The organism is Dokdonia sp., assembly GCF_039945015.1.
In the GTDB taxonomy this organism is placed as follows: domain Bacteria; phylum Bacteroidota; class Bacteroidia; order Flavobacteriales; family Flavobacteriaceae; genus Dokdonia.
The window spans coordinates 485,148-507,170 of sequence record NZ_JBDUXP010000030.1 but is presented as its reverse complement, the minus strand read 5'-3'; the positions used below and the strand labels follow the sequence as shown (position 1 = coordinate 507,170).

General features: G+C 33.8%; 20 protein-coding genes. 8 read left to right on the top strand and 12 right to left on the bottom strand.

The window, feature by feature from the left end:
- Positions 1-979, top strand: a 979-nt coding sequence (locus tag ABJD27_RS22120; protein WP_348202096.1) for a GEVED domain-containing protein, incomplete at its 5' end; no start/stop codon positions are given.
- A gap of 91 nt (positions 980-1,070) precedes the next feature.
- Here ABJD27_RS22120 and ABJD27_RS22115 read toward each other — a convergent pair.
- From ABJD27_RS22115 to ABJD27_RS22100, 4 genes are all read right to left on the bottom strand, one after another.
- Positions 1,071-1,784 carry a 3'-5' exonuclease gene (locus tag ABJD27_RS22115; protein ID WP_348164789.1) on the bottom strand — a complete coding sequence of 238 codons (714 nt, stop codon included), beginning with the start codon at positions 1,782-1,784 and terminating at the stop codon, positions 1,071-1,073.
- A 43-nt stretch (positions 1,785-1,827) separates the two neighbouring features.
- Positions 1,828-4,041 carry a S41 family peptidase gene (locus ABJD27_RS22110; RefSeq protein WP_348164786.1) on the bottom strand — a complete coding sequence of 738 codons (2,214 nt, stop codon included), beginning with the start codon at positions 4,039-4,041 and terminating at the stop codon, positions 1,828-1,830.
- 77 nt (positions 4,042-4,118) lie between these two features.
- Positions 4,119-5,276 carry a serine hydrolase gene (locus ABJD27_RS22105; protein ID WP_348164783.1) on the bottom strand — a complete coding sequence of 386 codons (1,158 nt, stop codon included), beginning with the start codon at positions 5,274-5,276 and terminating at the stop codon, positions 4,119-4,121.
- A 38-nt stretch (positions 5,277-5,314) separates the two neighbouring features.
- Positions 5,315-5,791 carry a methylated-DNA--[protein]-cysteine S-methyltransferase gene (locus ABJD27_RS22100; RefSeq protein ID WP_348164780.1) on the bottom strand — a complete coding sequence of 159 codons (477 nt, stop codon included), beginning with the start codon at positions 5,789-5,791 and terminating at the stop codon, positions 5,315-5,317.
- Positions 5,792-5,904: 113 nt separating this feature from the next.
- Between ABJD27_RS22100 and ABJD27_RS22095 the strand changes: the two genes are divergently transcribed.
- The gene (locus ABJD27_RS22095; RefSeq protein WP_348164777.1) at positions 5,905-8,130 is read left to right on the top strand and encodes a response regulator; all 2,226 of its coding nucleotides are present in this window, start codon (positions 5,905-5,907) and stop codon (positions 8,128-8,130) included.
- A 2-nt stretch (positions 8,131-8,132) separates the two neighbouring features.
- Here the strand turns inward: ABJD27_RS22095 and ABJD27_RS22090 are convergent, their stop codons facing one another.
- The 7 genes from ABJD27_RS22090 to purN form a co-directional block, all read right to left on the bottom strand.
- On the bottom strand, positions 8,133-8,654 hold the full coding sequence (locus ABJD27_RS22090; protein ID WP_348164774.1) for a DinB family protein: 522 nt from the start codon (positions 8,652-8,654) through the stop codon (positions 8,133-8,135).
- A complete protein-coding gene (locus ABJD27_RS22085) occupies positions 8,647-9,735 on the bottom strand; it encodes a hemolysin family protein (RefSeq protein WP_348164771.1) in 1,089 nt (362 codons plus the stop codon). The genes ABJD27_RS22090 and ABJD27_RS22085 overlap by 8 nt, the downstream gene beginning before the upstream one ends.
- A 284-nt stretch (positions 9,736-10,019) precedes the next feature.
- Positions 10,020-11,918 (bottom strand): amidophosphoribosyltransferase, encoded by a 1,899-nt coding sequence (locus ABJD27_RS22080; RefSeq protein ID WP_348164768.1) that lies wholly within the window; start codon positions 11,916-11,918, stop codon positions 10,020-10,022.
- Between the two features lie 57 nt (positions 11,919-11,975).
- Positions 11,976-12,899, bottom strand: coding sequence for a PfkB family carbohydrate kinase (locus ABJD27_RS22075; RefSeq protein WP_348164765.1), 924 nt, complete (start codon positions 12,897-12,899; stop codon positions 11,976-11,978).
- Between the two features lie 57 nt (positions 12,900-12,956).
- Positions 12,957-13,571: an START domain-containing protein gene (locus ABJD27_RS22070; protein ID WP_348164762.1), complete on the bottom strand. Its 615-nt coding sequence runs from the start codon at positions 13,569-13,571 to the stop codon at positions 12,957-12,959.
- Positions 13,572-13,628: 57 nt separating this feature from the next.
- A complete protein-coding gene (locus ABJD27_RS22065) occupies positions 13,629-14,264 on the bottom strand; it encodes a ribonuclease H family protein (protein WP_348164759.1) in 636 nt (211 codons plus the stop codon).
- 55 nt (positions 14,265-14,319) lie between these two features.
- Positions 14,320-14,910 (bottom strand): phosphoribosylglycinamide formyltransferase, encoded by a 591-nt coding sequence (gene purN / locus ABJD27_RS22060; protein ID WP_348164756.1) that lies wholly within the window; start codon positions 14,908-14,910, stop codon positions 14,320-14,322.
- Positions 14,911-15,090: 180 nt separating this feature from the next.
- Here purN and ABJD27_RS22055 point away from each other — a divergent pair, with 180 nt between their 5' ends.
- The 6 genes from ABJD27_RS22055 (at position 15,091) to pyk (ending at position 21,045) form a co-directional block, all read left to right on the top strand.
- The gene (locus ABJD27_RS22055) at positions 15,091-15,324 is read left to right on the top strand and encodes an acyl carrier protein (RefSeq protein WP_008269813.1); all 234 of its coding nucleotides are present in this window, start codon (positions 15,091-15,093) and stop codon (positions 15,322-15,324) included.
- A 12-nt stretch (positions 15,325-15,336) separates the two neighbouring features.
- Positions 15,337-16,590: a beta-ketoacyl-ACP synthase II gene (fabF, locus tag ABJD27_RS22050; protein ID WP_348164753.1), complete on the top strand. Its 1,254-nt coding sequence runs from the start codon at positions 15,337-15,339 to the stop codon at positions 16,588-16,590.
- A 4-nt stretch (positions 16,591-16,594) separates the two neighbouring features.
- Complete coding sequence (gene rnc, locus ABJD27_RS22045) at positions 16,595-17,332, top strand: ribonuclease III (RefSeq protein ID WP_348164750.1); 738 nt, start codon at positions 16,595-16,597, stop codon at positions 17,330-17,332.
- Positions 17,333-17,387: 55 nt separating this feature from the next.
- Positions 17,388-19,019, top strand: coding sequence for a HAMP domain-containing sensor histidine kinase (locus tag ABJD27_RS22040; RefSeq protein ID WP_348164747.1), 1,632 nt, complete (start codon positions 17,388-17,390; stop codon positions 19,017-19,019).
- Positions 19,020-19,135: 116 nt separating this feature from the next.
- Entirely contained in the window at positions 19,136-19,618 is a 483-nt protein-coding gene (locus tag ABJD27_RS22035) for an IPExxxVDY family protein (RefSeq protein WP_348164744.1), read from the top strand.
- Positions 19,618-21,045, top strand: a complete 1,428-nt coding sequence (gene pyk / locus ABJD27_RS22030) for a pyruvate kinase (RefSeq protein ID WP_348164741.1) — start codon at positions 19,618-19,620, stop codon at positions 21,043-21,045. The genes ABJD27_RS22035 and pyk overlap by 1 nt, the downstream gene beginning before the upstream one ends.
- A 69-nt stretch (positions 21,046-21,114) precedes the next feature.
- Here the strand turns inward: pyk and ABJD27_RS22025 are convergent, their stop codons facing one another.
- Positions 21,115-21,924, bottom strand: coding sequence for a hypothetical protein (locus ABJD27_RS22025; protein WP_348164739.1), 810 nt, complete (start codon positions 21,922-21,924; stop codon positions 21,115-21,117).
- Positions 21,925-22,023 lie beyond the last annotated feature (99 nt).

Sequence of the window (22,023 nt, the reverse complement as noted above, 5' to 3'; positions counted from 1 at the left end):
TGATTATCATATGTTTGGATCTACTGATGGAGGTAGTGTAGACTTAGAAGTAAGTACTGATAATGGAACTTCATGGACGAGTATCTGGAACCAAACAGGAAATCAAGGAAACCAATGGAACAACGTTAGTATTGATCTTGCTGCTTACCTAGGTGGTGCTATTCAACTACGTTTTAACCGTGTAACTGGTGGTACTTGGCAATCTGATGTTGCTATAGATAACACACAGCTTGTTGCTGGAGGCGGAGGTAATCCAAATCCGCCATCTGGATACTGTGCATCTAATGGACAAAACAATAGTGAAGAATTTATTAGCAGAGTACAGATAGGAAGTATTAATAATGCTTCTGGAGCTGGAGCTGGAGGTTACCAAGATTTTACAAATCTTTCTACAAACCTAAGTGGAAGCACTTCTATAACAATCACTCCTACTTGGCCTGGTACTGTTTTTAATGAAGCGTATGCTGTATTTATAGATTGGAATAGAGATGGTGATTTTGGAGATGCAGGAGAAACTGCCTTTACACAAGCGCCAACACAAGCAACTTCTATTAATGGAACAATTACTGTTCCTTCTGGAGCATCAGTAGGACCAACAAGGATGCGCGTAACGATGAAGTATAACGCAGCGCCTACAGCCTGCGAAAGTTTTAACTTCGGAGAGGTAGAGGATTATATTGTAAATGTAACATCTAGTGTAAATGGATTTGGTCCAGGAGCAACAACAGATAATAGTATTAGTGATGCGGCTAATTTTGATTTTTCTATTTTCCCTAACCCGGTGACTAGAGGACAACTTGGTATAAACGTTACTGGTGCAGAAGCACAAAAACTTACGATATACAATATGCTTGGACAAGTTGTACGTAAAGGAGCATTTACAGAAACTGTAGACGTTTCAAATCTTGATGCAGGAGTTTATATTTTAGAAATAGAAGTAGACGGTAAGGCATTAAATAAAAGGTTCATCAAGAGATAGAAATATTTTTTGACACTAACCATTCAATTATGAGTAGAAACCCCAGCAATTGCTGGGGTTTTTGTTTTTAGAATAATTTAAAGATTGTTTGTTATACAGAAATAACTTCATGTTCTTCTAGCAGTGTCTCATTGCGTAATTTAAGAAGTATTTGAGCTACCGCCACTGTATCTTTTTCACAATAAACGATAATGCGATCTATATCGTTTTGTTCATAATATACAGATCTAACCTCACTTCCATCAATATCATCTTTAGGGGAAGGTATTCCTAAAATGTGTGTGAGTAGTTTAAGAGAAGTATAGTGTTTATAATCTCCAAACTTCCATAAGTCTAATGTATCTATATGTGGTACTTCCCAAGGTTTTTTTCCAAATAAATTAAGCTTATATGGTAACTCAATTCCATGTATAATCATACGTCTAGCGATATAAGGGAAGTCAAATTCTTTACCATTATGAGCACAAAGTAGATGTCTCGAACTATTAAAATGTGCTTCTAATAGGTTTTTAAATTCTTTTAAGAGTTGATCTTCATCTCCATGAAAAGAGGTGGTTCTAAACGTTCTATGATCCCCAGTAATTTTAAAATATCCTACAGAAATACATACTATCTTTCCAAATTCTGCCCAAATTCCAGCGCGCTCATAATATTCTTCTGGCGAGAATTCTTCTTTTCGCAAATATTTGGTTTTATCTGCATATAAAGATTGGGTAGTACTATCTAACTCATCAAAACTAATCGCTTGAGGGACTGTCTCAATATCCAAGAAAAGAATGTTTTCAAGCTTTAATTTTGATATCATATATTATTTTTAAAGCTCTAAAATAACAAAGTCTTTTTATATATTAATTTTCAATAATTTCTATTGCTTTTTCTATAAGTTCATCTCTTCCTTCTTTTATTCCTTGTATCGTTGGCTTTACTTCAATGTCTGGTAGAATACCTACACGTTGAGTAGGAGAACCATCAGGATAAAATATACCTATGCCAGAAATCATTGTTCTCAGTCCTCCAGGTAAAAAGATAATAGATACATTACCATCTGCACCCGCAGTTGTACTTCCTATAACAGTACTATTAGGAGCTGCTTTAAAAGCCATAGCAGTATATTCGGCCTGGCTCTGACTTAATTCATTAACTAAGATTACAGTTTTTCCTTGAAATTTTTCTTTAGCTATATTTCCTGCGCCTATCTTAAGAGTAGTTCCCATAATAAACTCTCCTGGGTTTTCATAATTTGCTTTAGTAAACTTCACAAACTCTGTTCCTTTAGGAGCAATAAACTGACCTAATGCAAAAGGCATAAATGCTGAAGGATAATTTCTAATGTCAATAATAATCCCCTTACAGTTTACAAACTCCTTTGCAATTTCTTTAGGATCATCTCTCGTAATATTTGCTAGTGTGATATACCCTATATTATTTGCTAACATTTTATAACTTTTCACAGTATCTTCTGGAGTTCTGTACCAACTATAAATATCTAAGTCTTTTCTCTCAAATAAAGGCATCTTTACTTTAATCTCTTTCCCTGTTCTTAAAACAGTAATATCAAGAAAGTCTCCATCTCCCCTAAGTATTTCAGATGAGATGTCTCTCATTCTTGCAGCTTGATTAGATGCGGGGTAATAGGGTATTTTATCCTCTGTAATTTTTAAAGTAGCTACATCATTTACCGCTGTAATAACATCTCCTAATTCTAACCCAAGAGAAGGTTTCATTTCTGGATTATAAAAATCTACAATGACTAACTTATTTTCTATAAATCGTGTATGAACAGGAGGGTACTTACTCCCCTTTGTTTCTTCCCATTGATCATCTCCTCCCCATAAATTTGCATGTGTGTCTTTGATATCTCCTATAATTTGTAAGGCAGCAATCTCATATTCTAATTCATTTTTTGCTTCTATAAATCGAGGAATATATTCTTTTAATACAACATCCCAATCTTTATCTATTACATCCTTATAAGGAAAATAATAGTGTATCATATTCCAGTATCGATATAGTGATAACAATCTAAATCCTGTATCTGGATACTTCATATCGGTATATGGGTTCTCATGAGCAAATACAGGGTTTCCTATTTGAGGAGCTCCTTCTATATAATAATGTTTGCCTTGAGACCTATTTGCATAGATATAGTGTAAACGCTCTTGCAACTCTTCAGAAAGGTTACTTGAGCTTATCCAAGTAGTATTTGGTTTTAAGTAAGCATCTTCCGATGTCTCCTTACACCTTTTGCATTTAGAAACGGGACCATATGTATCTATCCAAGTAAGGATACGTTTGTCTCTTTCTGAGTCCGCTTTCGCGAAAGCGATATCTTCCAGAACCCTAAATAATTCATAATCCCAGTTAATATCTCCTTTGGCAATTGCTGGGTGATGATATTTAAGAAATCCCCATACTTTTCCTAATATAGCTAAGTTTTTAACCTCTTGTGCTGTTGGTTTAGCAATAGTAAATTGAGATCCTGTATCAAACTCTACATCTTTTTGAGCTCCAGATAATTCTTTTTTAGGAGCTTTATCAAGTGGTTTTCCGTCTATAGTTACTTTTAAATTATCTATCCATATTTTTCCTTTTCCAACGAGAATTCCTCCTACTACTATACTTTTTGCTTCGTTAGGTTTTAAGTCAAGTTCTATCTCATATTTTTCCCACTCTGTGGTTCCTTTGATTCCTCTATTTTGCATATTATCAAAACCTACCCGAGGATCAATACGCATCCATAAACCTCCATGACCACCAGACACATTCTCTGTCTTTACATATCCCGTAAGTTTTATTTTTTTTCCACCAAAAGTGACAGGAATAGTAAGTCCCCAAGCCCAAAATTCTTTCCCTTCTTCTGAGCTTTCTATTGAAGCCGAATAATTTCCTTGTTGTACAACGGTCGAATCAATACTTACTTTGTAATCTCCATTTCCAAAATTGTTCCATTGAGACGGTGTCTCTTTAGAAACTTTTTCAAAATCTAAATTAAATGATGTTGCTTGTTGTGCAGACGTAATACAAGTAAAAAATACTGCAAGAAATAATATTGTAATCCTCATGATTTATGTTAATTAGTTACTCAAAACTAAAAGGAATTCAATTTCTGAATCAAAAGATTACGTTAAATAACATCTCTTTAAGAATTTTTGAGCATTGTATATGCCTCATCTATATAGATATAAAAATCTTCTGTAAAGGATTCTCCAGAAATGAAATTGCCTCTTTTGTGTCCTAATCTAACAATAATCATATCGTCTTCTGGAATTGTAATTACATATTGACCTAGAATACCGCGCATAACAAAAATTTGCTTACCCATATAATCACTAAGCCAGAAACCGTACCCATACACATCATCTTCTGGGAATCTTGGACGTGTTGAAGTGGCCACAAATGAAGAGTCAATGATTTCTTTTCCGTTCCACTTTCCATGATTTTTATACAGTTTCCCGAATTTTGCAAAATCTCTAGCATTACTAGAAATACAACAGTACGTTTTTACTAACTGATGGTCTGCGTCGTCTACTTGCCATAACGCAGGTTGTTCCATTCCTAATGGTTTCCAAAAGCTTTCTGATAGATAAGACGCTAGTTTTTTTCCTGTCGCTTTCTCGATAACCATTCCTAAAAGTTGTGTATTACCACTTAGGTATTTAAAAGATTTTCCTGGGGTTTCTGTCACTTTCTGATTAAGGATTGTCTCGGCTAAGTTATCATCATAATACGCTCTTGCGGTTACACTAAACGGACTTGTATAGCTTTCCTCCCAATCTAGTCCTGAAGACATTGAAGAAAGGTCCCCAACGGTTGTCTTATCTAACGCATATTGATCAAAAAAATCACCGAGTGGCTGGTTTAGGCTTTTAATATACCCGTCTTGAATTGCTTTCCCTAATAATGCACTCGTGATGCTCTTTGCCATAGAGAAAGAATTGGTTTTTGATGTAGGGCCATATTTTTTTTCAGAATCCTCTAAATATTTTTCGTGCCAAATACTATCATTTTTTATAACTAGAAAAGCAACAGTCCCTAATTCTTCATGTGTGTTTTGCAATCTAGGTGTCGCCTTTATTGTATTATACTTAGCATGTAATGGCCATGGTTGTGGCGTTGCATTTAAAATCTCGGCATTCTCAAAATGAGGATAATCGTCTATATATGCCGTAACATGACCTGTCATATAAACAACTCTAATTCCTTTTAATATATATTCATAATCGGTAATGTATGCCAGAACAACCAAAAGGAGAAGAATACTAATAAATCCTTTTAAAAACTTTTTTATAAATCTCATAAATCTGATATATGGTTTTAAAAATAGTTTGTGCTATTTTAATTAAAAAGTAACCCCTGACGGACAGGGCTTTCATGGTCGAGTAGCCATTTTTTGCGATGTAATCCTCCTCCATATCCTGTAAGAGATCCATCACTTCCTATAACTCTATGACAAGGGATTACAATAGAAATCGGGTTTTTGCCATTTGCGCTTGCAGCAGCACGTATAACTTTAGGGTCTCCTAAGTTTTTTGCCATATCTAAATAAGACGCTGTTTTTCCAAAAGGAATTGTTTGTAGTTCTTGCCATACCTTACATTGGAAATCTGTTCCTTTTGGGTTTAGTTTTAATGAAAAAACCACTCTTTGTTTTTTGAAATACTCATCCAGTTGTGTTACCGCTTCTTGTAAACTTACAGGGATTTTTATAGTAGGAACTATCTCTTCATTTAAAAATGTAATGGCCGTTATACCTTGATCGTCCCCTTCTATCTCTATATTTCCTATTGGTGTTTTTATGTATGCCTGATTCATAACCTAAAGGTATATAATTCTTAAAAGCCTCAACCAAAAAAGTTTGAAGATTATACTTTTTTGTGTATGCAATTCTTTATGAGTAATTTTACAATACCCCATAATCATTAAACATGAAGTATAAATTCTATTATATCTTCCTTTTTTTCTTTTCTGTAAGTTACATTTCTTATGCGCAACAAAACCCTATTTCTAAGGATAGTATTGAAACTCTAAATTTTCAAGCTTACGATAATTTAGATAATCTTGAGTATAAAAATGCTATAGAAATTGCCTCTCAAATTATAACTGAAGGGAAAGATCAGAGCAACGCGTATTTTACTTTTATGGGGTATGACCTTATGGGTACAATTAATACGGAGATGAAAGATACACTTCAAGCAAGGTTGAATTATGAGAAGGCACTTTCTATTGTAAAAGAAGAAAAAATAGACTCTTTATTATCTTGGGTTTACATAAACCTTGGAAATGTAGAGTCTGACGAAAAAGAAAATTACCAAAAAGGCATTGACTACTATAGGAAAAGCATTAATATTAATAACCTTCAAGGGTTTGAACAAAAAAATATAACTCCTCTCATTAATATTGCATGGACTTATCTAGATGAGAACCTGCCCGACATGTCTCTTTCATATCTTATTAAAGCAGAAAAACTTCTGGAAAAAGAGGAGGTCTTTCCAAGAGATATAGCAAACCTAAGGACTCTTTTTGGTAGATACCACACTCAGAAAGGAAATTACAATCTTGCTGAGGAAGCGTTTATTATAGTACAAAGAGTAGTAGAAAAAGAGAAGTTTGCTGCTGAATCCTTAGAGTTTTATAAACATTATGCAAAGCTTTCTGAAATTCAAGAAGATTATGAGAAAGCATATGGGTTATTGAAAAAAGCTAAAGAACTTGATGAAAAAAAGTTTGAAGCAGATAAATTGAGAGAAATTCAAGCGGCAAATACTCTATTTAATATTAAAGAATATGAACATACTATTGCTTCTGCTAGAAAAGAGCAAATCATTAATGATCAACTTTTTGAAAAATCTCGCGACTTACGTAATATATTTATTATTGCTTCCATCATTTTATTAATTGCGCTTGTTGCTATCTTTTTTGCATTTAAATCTCGTAAAAAATATATCAAACGTCTTCACGAAAAGAATAATCAGCTCATGACAGCTAAAAATAATGCTGAGCGTCTTTCTCAACTTAAAACACAGTTTTTTTCTACGGTAAGCCATGAATTACGCACTCCTCTGTATGGGGTTATTGGACTTGCTTCCATTTTACTAGAAGATGAAACATCTGTAAATAATAAGGAAGATCTTAAATCTTTAAAATTTTCGGCAGATTACTTACTAGCGCTTATAAATGATGTTCTTCTCATTAATAAAATGGATGCCGATGGAATTAAATTAGAAAAAACCTCTTACAGATTATCTAGCCTTGCCAATAGTATTGCTCGTTCTTTTGAGTTTAGTTTAGAGCAAAATAAAAATAAAATACATTTACATATCGATCAGAATTTGCCTGATAAACAAGTTGGAGATTACGTGAGGCTTTCTCAAATACTTATGAACCTTATCGGTAATGCTATAAAGTTTAATGAGAACGGAAACATCTGGTTATATATTGATCTTATAGAGAAAACAAAAGACGGTTTATATAAAACAAAATTTACTATTAAAGATGATGGTATTGGTATTCCCTCAAGTAAACAAAAAACAATATTTGAAGAGTTTTCTCAGGTAGAAAACCGAAACTATAATTACCAAGGTACTGGACTTGGATTACCAATTGTAAAAAAGCTTTTAGCATTATATGGAAGTGAGATAATGTTAGAAAGTAAAATGGGTAAAGGATCTGTTTTTACTTTTATTATTAATCTAGAAGCAAATAATACTGATGAACAACAAGAAATCAAAAAAGAAACTCCTAAAGAAGGCACAGCGATACACATTTTTGAAAATGTACATATTCTTGTTGTAGATGATAATCGTATCAATCAGAAAATCACTCAAAAGATTCTGGAAAAACGCCAATTTAAATGTTCTTTAGCAGATGATGGAGAGCAAGCTATTGCACTTGTAAAAGAAAATAATTTTGATCTTATACTTATGGATATCCATATGCCTAAAATAGACGGTGTCGAGGCTACTAAACAGATAAGAGTGTTTAATAAAGAGATTCCCATCGTTGCTCTTACAGCTGTAGAACTAGACGAGATGAGAGCAACAATTATGGACTCAGGGATGAATGATATTATTTTAAAACCTTATGACATCTCACAATTCTTAACCACTATCTTACGCAATTTAAATAACGTGTTTTCTAAATCACGACGCTAATCTTACCACCCGCTATAATCTGGAGGAACAATATCATTAAGATTAAGGTAGACGATAATCTGCCCTCTATGATGTGTAAGATGGTCCTGTAACAAATTTAATATTTGAAGCTTAGATTTAGGTCCTGCAAAAAACTGTATTGTTGTTTTTAAGTCTTCTGAAGGAGTCTTCTCTACAAAAGCATACACATCGTCAAAAGATTGTTTTAACGCCTTGATAATGTCTTCTTTTTCTTTTGGGGTATCTTTAGTAAGTGATGCTCTATCAAATGCTTTGTTTGAAAAATATGTGGTTCCTAGCCAGAGCATATTACCTCTCATGTGTAATAATTGATTTCCAAAGCTCATTTCTCTTTCAGTAGGAGCATATGTATAATGTTCTGCTGGCATTGCTTCTGCAATAGCAATTAAATACTCTTTAGAATTATTCCATTTTTCTAAAAAAGCATCTTTAGGGTTGTTTTGTTGAGCATAGGTCATCATGGGTATTAAACAAAGAAATAGTAGTATTATATTCTTATTCATCAGAGAGCGTATTTTCATCTAATAATCCTAAATCTTTTGCTCGTTTTTCCCAGTTTTTTCTAGCAAGAGTTTGTAAGTCTGCAACATGATCACTTTCATCCATAATCTCTAAACCTAATAGGGTTTCTATAACGTCCTCCATGGTTACTAATCCACTAGTGGTTCCATACTCATCTACAACAAGCGCTAAATGATTCTTTGTAGAGATAAGTTCTTCAAAAAGTTCTGGTATAGGGAGGTTTCGATTTGTAATCATTATAGGTCGCTGAATATCTGCCAATGTCTTTTCATGGTTATCAAGTGCCATCTCTCTATAAACTTCACTCTTTAAAACAATACCAGTAATGTGATCTATATTCTTTTCATAAACGGGTATTCTAGAAAAACGTAATTCTTGATTTGCTTTAAAAAACTCACTTATGGTTGTCGATGAAGATGCTGATTTCATAACAGTGCGAGGAGTCATTACATCCTTTGTTAGCACTTCTTTAAAAGAAAGTAGATTTTTTAAGATTTTGCTTTCTGATTCTTCAAAAACACCCTCATCACTAGCCATTTGTGCCATCGCAGTAAAATCTTCTCTACTTAATACACTACCATGACCTTTGCCTCCTACAAGTTTTGTAGTGCGTTGTAATAACCAAAGAATTCCTGTCCATTTAAGAGGGAATATTAAGACTTTGAGTGCTTTTGCTGTAAAGTTTGCTAACTGTTTCCAATAGGTAGCTCCTATCGTTTTCGGAATAATTTCTGAGGCTACAAGTATAAGAAATGTCATAATTCCAGATACAAGTCCAACAAAATTAATTCCTAAAAATTCAAAGTCAGGATACAAGCCTGAAGCTACTTTACCTACCATCATCGCTCCCACGGTATGCGCAAGTGTGTTTAATGTAAGTATTGCAATGAGAGGTTTATCTACATCTTTCTTTAATTCTTCAAGTCGAGAAGCATATCCCTTACCTTCACTTTTTTTAATATTAATAAATGTAGGAGAAATGCTTAAAAGCACTGCTTCTAATATTGAACATAAAAATGAAAAGAAAATAGAAATAGTTGCCCAAAAAAGGAGTTGTCCCATGGTGTATTAAACTGTTTTTGTAAAGGTATATAAATTGAAGGAATTTGCAGAAAGAAAACAGGAAGAGGTCTTAATTAAAATAAGGGTTGATTTTATGGCATAAAAAAAGGCGGAAAGTTCCACCTTTTTTTGCCCCAAATCTACCATGAACTTAACCTACTTATGCTATGGCTTTGCTAATATAGTACTGATTTACAACCGTGCAACATCTTTTAGACCAAATACACGATTTTTAGACCAAATACACAAATAATGAAGCGAATTGTGATTTACTTAAGACCAAACTAATAGGCTCTAGCACTATTACCCTCCATATAATTTATAAAAGCTCTATTTACAACACGGTTCCCTCCATGGGTAGGATAGTCTCCTGTAAAATACCAATCACCCAAATTTTCAGGGCATGCTTTATGGAGATTTTCTACTGTTTGATAAATGATTTCTACCTCTGGTTTTACCGTTTCATCACTAAGCAATTCTGCAATTTTTGCAGAGATATCTTCATCTGTAAAAGGAGCATAAATTTCTTTTACAAAATTTTGCACATCTTTATCTTTAAGATTTACTTGTGCCTTGCATTTTTCATAGACCTCATTAATCATCTCTTCTCTTCCATTTTCTTTAAGAAGTACTATCGCTGCTCTAAAAGCAATAAAGTCTTCTAGCTTTGCCATATCAATCCCATAACAATCTGGATAACGTATTTGTGGTGCAGAAGAAACTACAATAATCTTTTCAGGATTAAGACGGGCCATCATTTTAATTATACTCTTCTTAAGTGTTGTTCCTCTTACAATACTATCATCTATGATAACGAGCTTGTCTTCTGGCTTAACAACACCATAAGTTACGTCATATACATGAGCAACTAGGTCATCACGACTACTGTCTTCTGTTATAAATGTTCTAAGTTTTGCGTCTTTTATAGCAATCTTTTCTGTTCTTAATCTACGCGAAAGTATACGTTCTAAACCTGCCTGATCGATATCTCCTTTTGCTTCAAGTATTTCTTGACCTTTTTGTCTATTAAGCTCGTCTTGGGCTGCTTCTACCAAGCCATAAAAAGAAGTTTCGGCTGTATTTGGAATAAAACTGAATACTGTGTTTTTTGTATCATGGTTTATGCTTTTAAGTACCTCAGGCATCAAAAGTCTTCCTAATAATTTACGTTCTTTATATATTTCGGCATCACTCCCTCTTGAAAAATAAATGCGTTCAAAAGAGCATGCTTTTCGCGTAAGCGGTTCTAATACTTTTTTAATACTTAATTCTCCATTTTTCTTAACGATAAGCGCTTTTCCTGGGTCTAATTCTTTTACTTCCTCAAAAGGGACATTAAATGCCGTCTGAATTACTGGACGTTCACTAGCCACAACAGCTACTTCATCATCTTCATAATAATAAGCAGGACGAATTCCAGCTGGATCTCTTAATACAAAAGCATCTCCATGACCTAAAAGGCCTACCATAGCATATCCTCCATCCCAATCTTTTGAAGCTCTTTTTAAGATCTTTTCAACCTTTAAGCGTTCTGCTATTTGAGGAGAGGCTTGTTGTTTATTATATCCTTCTTTCTTTAACTTCTTATATAGTTTTGCAACTTCATCATCGAGAAAATGCCCTATTTTTTCCATGACAGTAATAGTATCTGCATGTTCTTTAGGGTGTTGTCCTAATGAAACAAGCTTATTAAAAAGCGTACTTACATTTGTCATATTAAAATTACCTGCAACAATCAGGTTACGATGCATCCAATTGTTTTGGCGTAAAAATGGATGTACACTTTCGACACTGTTTTTTCCAAAAGTTCCATAACGTACATGTCCCATAAGTACTTCTCCTAGATAAGGAACATTACTTTTTTGCCAATCTACATCATCTTTACGATCTGGATTTTCTGTCATAACTTCATTAATACGACCATTTATTTGAGCAAAGATATCCTGTATAGGTTGTTGCTCTGTAGATCGTTGTCTTGAGATATAACGTTGTCCTGGTGCCATGTCTAATTTAATGCTTGCAAACCCAGCGCCGTCTTGACCACGGTTGTGTTGTTTTTCCATCATTAAATACATTTTATTTACTCCATAAAATGCTGTACCATATTTTTCTTTATAAAAAGAAAGCGGTTTTTTTAATCGTATTAGGGCGATTCCACATTCATGCTTTATTGCATCACTCATAGTAGGTATACTTTAATAGTAAAAGCAAATGCGCCCCAAAATTGGAGCGCATCAGTATTAATTAAGTTCTATTTCAAACTGCGTAAGTTGTTTAAACTGTTGCAGACGTTTTCTTATTTCTTCGGCTGTTACATTTTCTAGCCGTTCTGTTCCAAATTTTTCTACAGTAAACGAGGCGAGACAAGATCCATAAATCAATGCCTGTTTCATGTTTTCAAAGGTAATATCTCCACTACGTGCTAAAAACCCTGCAAATCCTCCTGCAAAGGTATCTCCTGCTCCTGTAGGGTCAAATACTTCTTCTAGTGGAAGTGCTGGTGCAAAGAATACTTCATCATTATGAAATAATAATGCGCCATGCTCTCCTTTTTTAATAACTACATACTTAGGACCCATTTCTTGAATCTTGCGTGCTGCAGTAACCAATGAGTATTCTCCACTTAATTGACGAGCTTCCTCATCATTAATTGTAATAACATCTACTTTCTTAAGTGTTGTTTTAAGCTCTTCTAGTGCGATATCCATCCAGAAATTCATTGTGTCTAGAATAACTAGTTTAGGATTACTCATTTGCTCGATCACACTTAATTGAACTGTAGGTTGTAAATTACCTAACATCACAATCTCAGCATCTTGATATGCAGCTGGGACTTGTGGATTAAAGTCTGCAAGTGTATTTAATTCTGTTACAAGTGTGTCACGTGTATTCATATCATTATGATACTTACCACTCCAGAAAAATGTTTTTCCTCCTTTTACAACTTCAAGTCCTTCTAGGTTAATATTTCTATTAGTCAAAAGATCCATATATTCTTGTGGGAAATCTTCACCTACAATAGATACAATAGAAGAGTCTACTTTAAATTGAGAAGCTGCAAGACCTATAAATGTAGCCGCACCACCAAGAATTTTATCAGTTTTACCAAAAGGAGTTTCGATAGCATCAAATGCACACGTACCAACAATAACTAATTTACTCATCTATTTTTTTTTGCAAAGATATAGTTTTAAAAAAAAAGAAAAACACGAAATCTTAGTTCAATTTTGAGTCATTTCTTTATATGAATCTAATTTACGGTGTAACTCTGTAAATGTCTTAAATGGTCCTCTAACAAGTAGCGGATTTACAATAATAGCAGGCACGCTTCCTCCTGGGTCCATATGTATTTGCTGTGTTGCTCTTATCCCATTATCTTCTCGTTCTAATAACCAGAAACCTGAGAGTTTATCTATACGTAAACAGTTATCCTCAAGATCAAGTATGTCAGAAACGGTCTCTATAGATAATAAGATTCTATCTTCTGTCTGTTCGACAAGTTTTAATTCTGTCACAACATCTCTATCTTTAATAGGCCAAGGCATTTCTTGTTTATAGTAAAAAAACCGCGAATCATCAGAATCATTAAGAATACGATAACTCACATTAAAGTCACAAGAGGGTGTATATGTCGGAGCGTCGTATAATTCTTGTAAAAGAGCATCAAATGTTGTGTCTATAATAGAGGTTGCTTTAAATTCTTTGAAGGGACTATCCGGATATGCGCGTGTATAAATCTCTATATTATCTTTTGATTTTTTAAGCTTCCATTTCCCTGGAGCACTTGTACTCAAAGGTAGTAACACAAAAAGGGTAAGATAAAACAATGTCTTCATAGCGGGGCTTTAGTGGGGTAAACTTAAAAAAAATTACACATTGGGATGTTAAAGTGATTACTTCCTTCCAAAATCTGCAGGTATCTCTCCCCAAGCCTTTGTTTCCCACTTTACAATGGTTGTTGTATAGGTGTTTGTTTTAAGCCATTGTTCTGCACGACGTACAAGATCGTATACATCTTTATTGCGAGGGCTTTCTTGAAGTTTTGTATTACACGCTTTCTTTTTTACCCACCCTATAGCTATACGTGAGTCAGAATAAATAATACGATCGCTCCCTATTTTTTTAAGATAGGCAAGTCCATGTACCAATGCCAAAAACTCTCCTATATTATTTGTTCCTTGTTTAAAAGGTCCTTGATGAAAGAGTTGTTTTACTGTTTGAGTATCTACTCCTCGATATTCCATAACGCCTGGATTTCCAGAACTAGCAGCATCTACGGCTATAGAGTATAGATTAGGTTCTCCATATTTGGCTTTTTCTTCAGCAGAAAGAGTTTTCTTTTTTTTAGACGATCCTTTTACGTCTGCATAATCTTTATTATAAGCAATTTTTGCTTCGGCAAAAGTGAGAAAAGATTTATACTGAGCACCTGTATATCCATCGGTCATGGCCTTACAATCCTTCCAGGTAAGGTATATTCCAGGTTTTTTTCCCTGCCAAACGACGTAAAATTTTTCTTTTTTTGCCATATTAATTCGTCATAATCGAAGATCTTTTATCTCTGCTTTCGCGAAAATTTCATCATTATTTAGTGTCAAATAACAAGTCCTCAATCACCTCAGGGAAGTGTTTATGTTCTAGTTGATGTACTTTTTGAGCTATCATTTCTGGAGTGTCTTCTTGTGTCACCTCAACTTTAGCTTGAAAGATACATGCTCCTTTATCATATTCTGGAGTCACCTTGTGAATTGTGATTCCTGTATATGTTTTTTTGCCTTTATTTGCTTTCGCGAAAGCGTAAACAGCCTCATGTACATGCTTTCCATACATACCTTTACCTCCAAAATCAGGTAAAAGTGCTGGATGAATGTTAATAATTTTATCTGGAAACATCGTAATTATCTTTTCTGGAAATAGCCACAGAAAACCTGCAAGTACAATAATGTCAGGTGTAACTGTCTTAAGAAGATGTAGCACGTCATCTGTGTCATAAAATGCTGTGCGATTAAAGCTAAAAGCACTTATTTTACTCTTATTTGCACGTTCTAAAACTTTGGCATTCTTGTTGTTACTGAGCACTTGCACGACTTGGGCATCCGTACTCCCCTTAAAATGATCTATTATACGCTGGGCATTTGTACCGTTACCTGACGCAAAAATTACAATACGTTTCATATCTTTATGATCCTGTTATAATGTGCAAAACAAACGATTATTATTAACAATTTGAAGGTTTTTTATAGAGAACTTATTTAATATTTATGTAAATTACCTTCATATTTATGTGGCAATAAGTGGTCAAACCATAAAGGTTTGTTATTTTTGCGACTTAATTAAAAATTAAATTTAGAAATTATGTCAGACATTGCATCAAGAGTAAAGGCGATTATCGTAGACAAATTAGGTGTAGACGAGAACGAAGTTGTAACCGAAGCTAGCTTCACAAACGACTTGGGTGCCGATTCACTAGACACTGTTGAACTTATTATGGAGTTTGAAAAAGAATTTGATATTCAGATTCCGGACGATCAAGCAGAGAACATTGCTACCGTAGGTCAAGCAATATCATATATAGAAGAGGCAAAATAAGTCTTATTATTTATGGAGTTAAAGCGAGTAGTAGTTACTGGACTTGGTGCACTTACACCAATAGGAAATAATATTCAAGAGTACTGGGATGGATTATCTACAGGAAAAAGTGGGTGTGCTCCTATTACATATTATGATGCAGAAAAGTTCAAGACAAAATTTGCTTGTGAACTTAAGAACTTCAACGTTTTAGACCACTTTAACCGTAAAGAGGCTAGAAAGTTAGATAGATTTGCCCAGTATGCATTGGTGGCTTCAGACGAAGCCATCAATGATGCTGGAATTGACTTAGAAAAAGTTGATAAATTCAGAGTAGGTGTGATTTGGGGTGCTGGAATAGGTGGTCTAGAAACATTTCAAAATGAAGTGATCAACTTTGCTGAAGGCGATGGAACACCACGATTCAATCCATTCTTTATTCCTAAAATGATTGCAGATATTGCTCCTGGTAATATCTCAATTAAGCACGGTTTTATGGGACCTAATTATACAACGGTCTCTGCGTGTGCTTCTTCTGCAAATGCAATGATAGATGCTATGAACTATATACGTTTAGGGCATTGTGATATTATTGTAACTGGAGGAAGTGAAGCTGCCGTAACACAAGCAGGAATGGGAGGATTTAATGCAATGCATGCATTATCTACTAGAAACGACGATCCACAAGCTGCATCAAGACCTTTTGATGCAACACGTGATGGCTTTGTTCTAGGAGAAGGTGCTGGTGCATTAATATTAGAAGAATATGAACATGCAAAAGCAAGAGGAGCTCATATCTATGCAGAAGTTATAGGTGGAGGGATGTCTAGTGATGCATATCATATGACTGCACCGCATCCTGATGGAATTGGTGTAGAACGAGTCATGCATAATTGTCTTAATGATGCTGGAATGAGTCCAGAAGATGTAGATCATATTAATACGCATGGAACTTCTACTCCTCTAGGTGATGTTGCAGAGTTAAAAGCTATCTCAAAGGTTTTTGGAGATCACGCAAAAAACATTAATATCAATTCTACAAAATCTATGACAGGGCATCTTCTAGGTGCTGCTGGAGCCATAGAAGCTATTGCTTCTATACTAGCTATGAAGCATAGTCTAGTGCCTCCTACAATAAATCATAGTGTTGTAGATGAACGTATTGATCCTTCATTTAATCTTACATTAAATAAGGCACAACCTAAAGAAATTAATATAGCCATGAGTAATACCTTCGGTTTTGGAGGTCATAATGCTTGTGTCCTATTTAAAAAAATGGACGCTTAATACTATGAGCGCCATAAAAAATATATTTTCTTCCCGTTCAGACATGAACGGGATTTTTTTTATGCGTATGCAAAGTATTTTAGGTTTTAAACCTAAAGAAATTGCACATTATGAAAAAGCATTTACCCACCGTTCTTTGGGTCTTAAAAAAGAAGATGGGAACCCTTTAAACTATGAGCGTTTAGAATTTTTAGGAGATGCCATGCTGGGAGCCGTTATAGCTGCACATCTTTTTGAAGAAGTGCAAGGTGGTAATGAAGGCTATCTTACTAAGATGCGATCAAAAGTAGTAAGTAGAAAACATTTAAACGAGTTAGGTGCTGAGCTTAATTTACTCCGATACGTAAAAGCTAGCATTCCTAAAGAGAATTTTGGCGTAAATATACACGGGAATCTTTTTGAAGCTCTTATAGGGGCTATCTATCTAGATAGAGGTTATGTTTATTGTAAAAAATTTATATATAAACGTGTCATAGAACCTTATGTTGATATAGAAAAACTTGAAGGGCGTATTATAAGTTATAAGAGTGTATTAATTGAATGGTGTCAAAAAGAAAAGAAGATCTTTAAATTTGATACTTTTGAAGATACAGGAAAAGATACTGTAAAACATTTTGCTGTTAGGCTATATGTCGATGGAAAGATAGTCGCAAGAGCTAGGGCAACTTCTAAGAAAAAAGCAGAAGAAATAGCCTCTAAGCGTTCTTTTTATGCGTTTCAGCGACAAATAGAAAACAAATAAAGCTCTTTTTTAAGATTTTATTTACATTTGTTGTTTAATAGTCCCTTTACTCTACATGTTCATACGCCTGCCTAAAAAATATTATTCTATTTTTGCCTTGTTTGCTATTGTAAGCGGATTGTTTGTGTTTTGGGCTGATTCTTATATCTTAGAAAAGGAAAAAACAAACCAACAAATCCGTTTAGAAAACTTAAACAAAAAAGCAGCTTCAGAACTTCATGAAGCTCTTAACAATTATGCAACGTTAATGTCCGGAATACGTTCATACACTAAATTTTCTGATCAATTTCCATCTCAAGAAGAACTATATAATTTTATAAACCATCAATTCTCAAGCCTTCCTGTAGACGACAGTTATGTCATATCCTATGTTGATACAACTCATGTTTTCAAGTATTCCTTTACTAAAGATCAGATTAATCCTAGTAATCTTATTGGTACTTCTGTTGAAAGTCTCGTAAATAAAAAAGGAATCGAGGTCATGGAAAAAAAGATAAAAAACAATCATTATGTTGCTTTTAACCCCTATAACATTGTTGAAGGACGTGTAGGATTGCCTATAGCATTTGGTGTTCTTGATAAAGAAAATAAAAACTTAGGTTATTTTTCTATAATAAAAGATTTCAAACCTATTATAGATCGTTTATATAACAACATAGATACTACACAATTTGTATTTCGCTTTAAAACATCAACTGGTGTTGAGTTTGATAGAGAACGTGTTTATGATGGAGGGCACATATATAACACCAAGGAAGATGCACAATATTGGAGAAATTTTGAGGCACAAGATTCTGATTTTATTAGCACAAAAATCCCCTTTTTCAATAAAAAGTTTATCATAGAAACCGCGTATAAGAAAACAAATAAAAGAAACCCCATCGTACTACTCCTGTTAGTTTTATGGTATTTATTATTATTAGGTTTTATGCTATTTGTAATTATCCAATTGTATTTTTATAAACGTAAAAACAAAACTATAGCCAAGCAGAAAAAGGAACTATCGGAACTTGTTGCAACTAAAAATAAATTTTTTGCAATCATTGCTCATGATCTTAGAAGTCCTCTTTCTTCTGTAGTAAATTTTCTGGATGTTCTTAAAGAAGAACAATTTTCGAGTAATCAAACAACTCAAATCATAGGTGCCTTAGAAGATTCAAGTAAGAATAGTCTATCTCTTCTTGATAACTTATTAAAATGGTCAAAAATCCAAACAGGGAACATACATTATAACCCTCAGAAAATAGATATCCTCAGTATTGTAAAAGATCAAGTTAGAATTCAAAAACAACAGGCGCTTCATAAAAATATAAATGTCGTTATAGAAGCAAGTACGGATATAAAAGTACTAGCAGATAAAAACATGATAGCGACTGTTATACGCAATTTACTTTCAAACGCAATTAAATACTCTCATAGTAAAAGTATCATCCTTATAGAACTATCCCAAATCGATCAATTCTTTTCATTTAGTATTGAGGATACTGGTATTGGTATTCCTGAAGAATATTTGACTCATCTTTTTGATGTAACAAAAATTACTACTCAAAAAGGAACAATGCAAGAAAAAGGATCTGGTTTAGGATTAATTTTATCTAAACAGTTTGTAGAAATACATGAAGGTATACTATCTATTGAGAGCACTCATACCAAAGGAACGATCGCTTCTTTTACACTTCCAGCATAAAACTTCTCCTTAATTACAAAACTCAAACGTTTGCGTACTTTTTTATGGAAGATTGTCATAAATAACCATATACAGTAAGGGTAGTTTTATGTATCTTTAAATTTCGTAGTAATGTTATGGGGACATTTAAGTTAGTATTAGAAGATGATTTTGGGTATGATTTTACACTTATTGCTATACATGGGGTTATAGAGTCTTATTATCTCGCTTATTTACTAAATAAGCATTTAAATCTTAGACTTAGTAGGGGTCAAAAAGATTTGACAATAAATAACAATACCATTTCTGCTAAGTTTCCTATGTATGAATATCATAATCAACAACAATATATTACCTATCATCTTTTAAGTAATCGCACAAAAATCACTAAAGAAAGTAGTGATTTGTCTGGTTTATTTGAATCAGAAAATGCTATAGAGCGTAGGTTTTTTATAGAAGATTTACCCCGAGTAGATTATTTATTAAAAGTATGTGAAGACGGAAGTTCTTTTGCTCAAGAAAAAACGTTAAAAGCTCTTAATCAAATACCACAGATTGTCACAGCATATACTATTGATATAGCTCAACTTAAAACAAAAGAAAACTTAATTTTTGAATAATGCCAACTAGAAAAAAAACCAAAATCGTTGCTACTTTAGGGCCAGCTACGAGCACCAAAGAGATCCTCTTAAAAATGATGCAAGAAGGGGTTGATGTTTTTAGAATTAATTTTTCGCATGCAGATTATGAAGATGTAATAGAACGCATCAAAATGATCAGAACGCTAAGTGAAAAACACGGTCATAATACCTCTATTCTTGCAGATCTTCAAGGTCCAAAATTAAGAGTAGGACGCATGAAAGAAGAGGTTGTTGTAAATCCGGGAGACAAAATTACATTTTCTACAAAAGAAGAGTTTGAAGGAACAAGGAATCGCGTCTATATGAACTATAAAAAGTTCCCTCAAGATGTAAAAAAAGGCGAGCGTATTTTACTAGATGATGGTAAACTTATGTTTGAAGTCGTAAAAACTGATGGTAAAAACGAAGTAGAAGCAAAAGTTATTCAAGGAGGGCCATTACGTTCTAAAAAAGGAGTAAATCTTCCCAATACTAATATCTCATTACCGGCACTTACAGAAAAAGATGTAAAAGATGCCATTTTTGCTATAAGTCAAAAGGTAGATTGGTTAGCACTTTCTTTTGTACGTCATGCAGAAGATTTAAAGCAACTTCAAGCAATAATAGATAAGCATTCTGAGCATAAAATTCCTATTATAGCAAAAATTGAAAAGCCAGAAGCGGTAGAAAATATAGATAAAATTGTTGCTTATTGTGACGGATTAATGGTTGCCCGCGGTGATTTGGGTGTAGAGATTCCTGCCGAAGAAGTTCCTCTTATACAGAAACAACTTGTATTAAGAGCAAAAAAAGCGCGTATTCCTGTAATTATTGCAACCCAAATGATGGAGACTATGATTTCTAGTCTTACACCTACTCGTGCAGAAGTAAATGATGTTGCAAATTCTGTTATGGATGGCGCCGATGCTGTTATGTTAAGTGGAGAAACATCTGTTGGACAATATCCAGTACAAGTTATTCAAAAAATGACTTCTATTCTTAAAAACGTAGAAGATTCTGACCTCATCCAGGTACCGCAAGACCCGCCGCATATTCGTACAAAAAGATACATTACAAAAGCCATTTGCTACCATGCCGCTCATATGGCAAATGAAATAAGCGCAAAAGCAATTTCTACATTAACAAATAGTGGATATACTGCATTTCAAATATCGGCGTGGAGACCTCAAGCGCATATCCTAGTCTTTACATCAAACAGACGAATATTAACACAACTCAATCTATTATGGGGAGTAAAAGCTATTTTTTATGATAAATACGTAAGTACTGATGAGACGGTAGAAGATGTAAATCAAATTGCATTTGATATGGGCTTTGTAAAAAAAGGAGATATGCTTATTAACCTTGCTGCAATGCCTATAGTAGAAAAAGGCATGGTAAATACGTTACGAGTTTCTGAAGTATAAGACTTTATCTTATAAGAAAACAAAAAAAGCGTTCTAATGAACGCTTTTTTTGATGGTATAAATAATATCTTATTTAGAAGTTTCAACTTCTTTTACAATAAACCCTTTCTTACTTTTAACAATCGTTACAGAGCGACTATAATCTCTTAATTGATAAGTATAAATAATAGACTTTATCTCTGATGCAGAAGATCTATTTACTGCAATTTCATCCTTAAATATTTTCTCTCTTTTATTTACATTACCCACGACCTCTGATTCTTTTTTTGATGTAAGATCTAGCTGTAGACTCTTTGGTAAATCAAATAATTCTTTGGTGATTCTATATGCTTCTGTCCAATTCTTTGTTGGTAATTCGATGCTTGTTGTCATTCCATATATATCTCCTTTCGGACTTTTAACCGTTGTCACTTTTACTTTATTATCTTTTGTAGAAATACGTTTTGCATATCCGTCTACAGATTCTCCATCCTGAGGAGGAGCAAGCCTTGTAAGGTATCCATCAAAAACAAACCCTTTGGCACCTTGATACTCTACTTCTATCATATCACCAGTAATTCCTCCTACTGTCATTGTCGTATGTTCTGGTGAGCTTATGTGGGTTATTTGAGCTCCATAAGGAAGCGTTAGTATTTTTTTAGATTGCAAATTTGTTCCAGATCTTAAAGAAAGTCCACTAGTAGCATTTACATAAAATAAAGGAACAGCAGGAGCTTCTATTGAGCTATCTAGTTGTGCTAATAAAGGTTTTTCTGAAGATATTTCATTCTTTGTTTCTACTGTTGTAGATGAAGCATTAGGAGTTGTCTCTTTTTGTTTTTTTGTGCAGCTAGTTAGTAAAATAGCTGCTGTGGCGATCGTTGCAATGATGATTCTCATAATAAATAGGTTTTAGTTAAACATTTTATTATGAAACACATATAACGTGCCATTATTTTAAGTAATATTGTTAAAATATTGACAATTATTCATAATTTT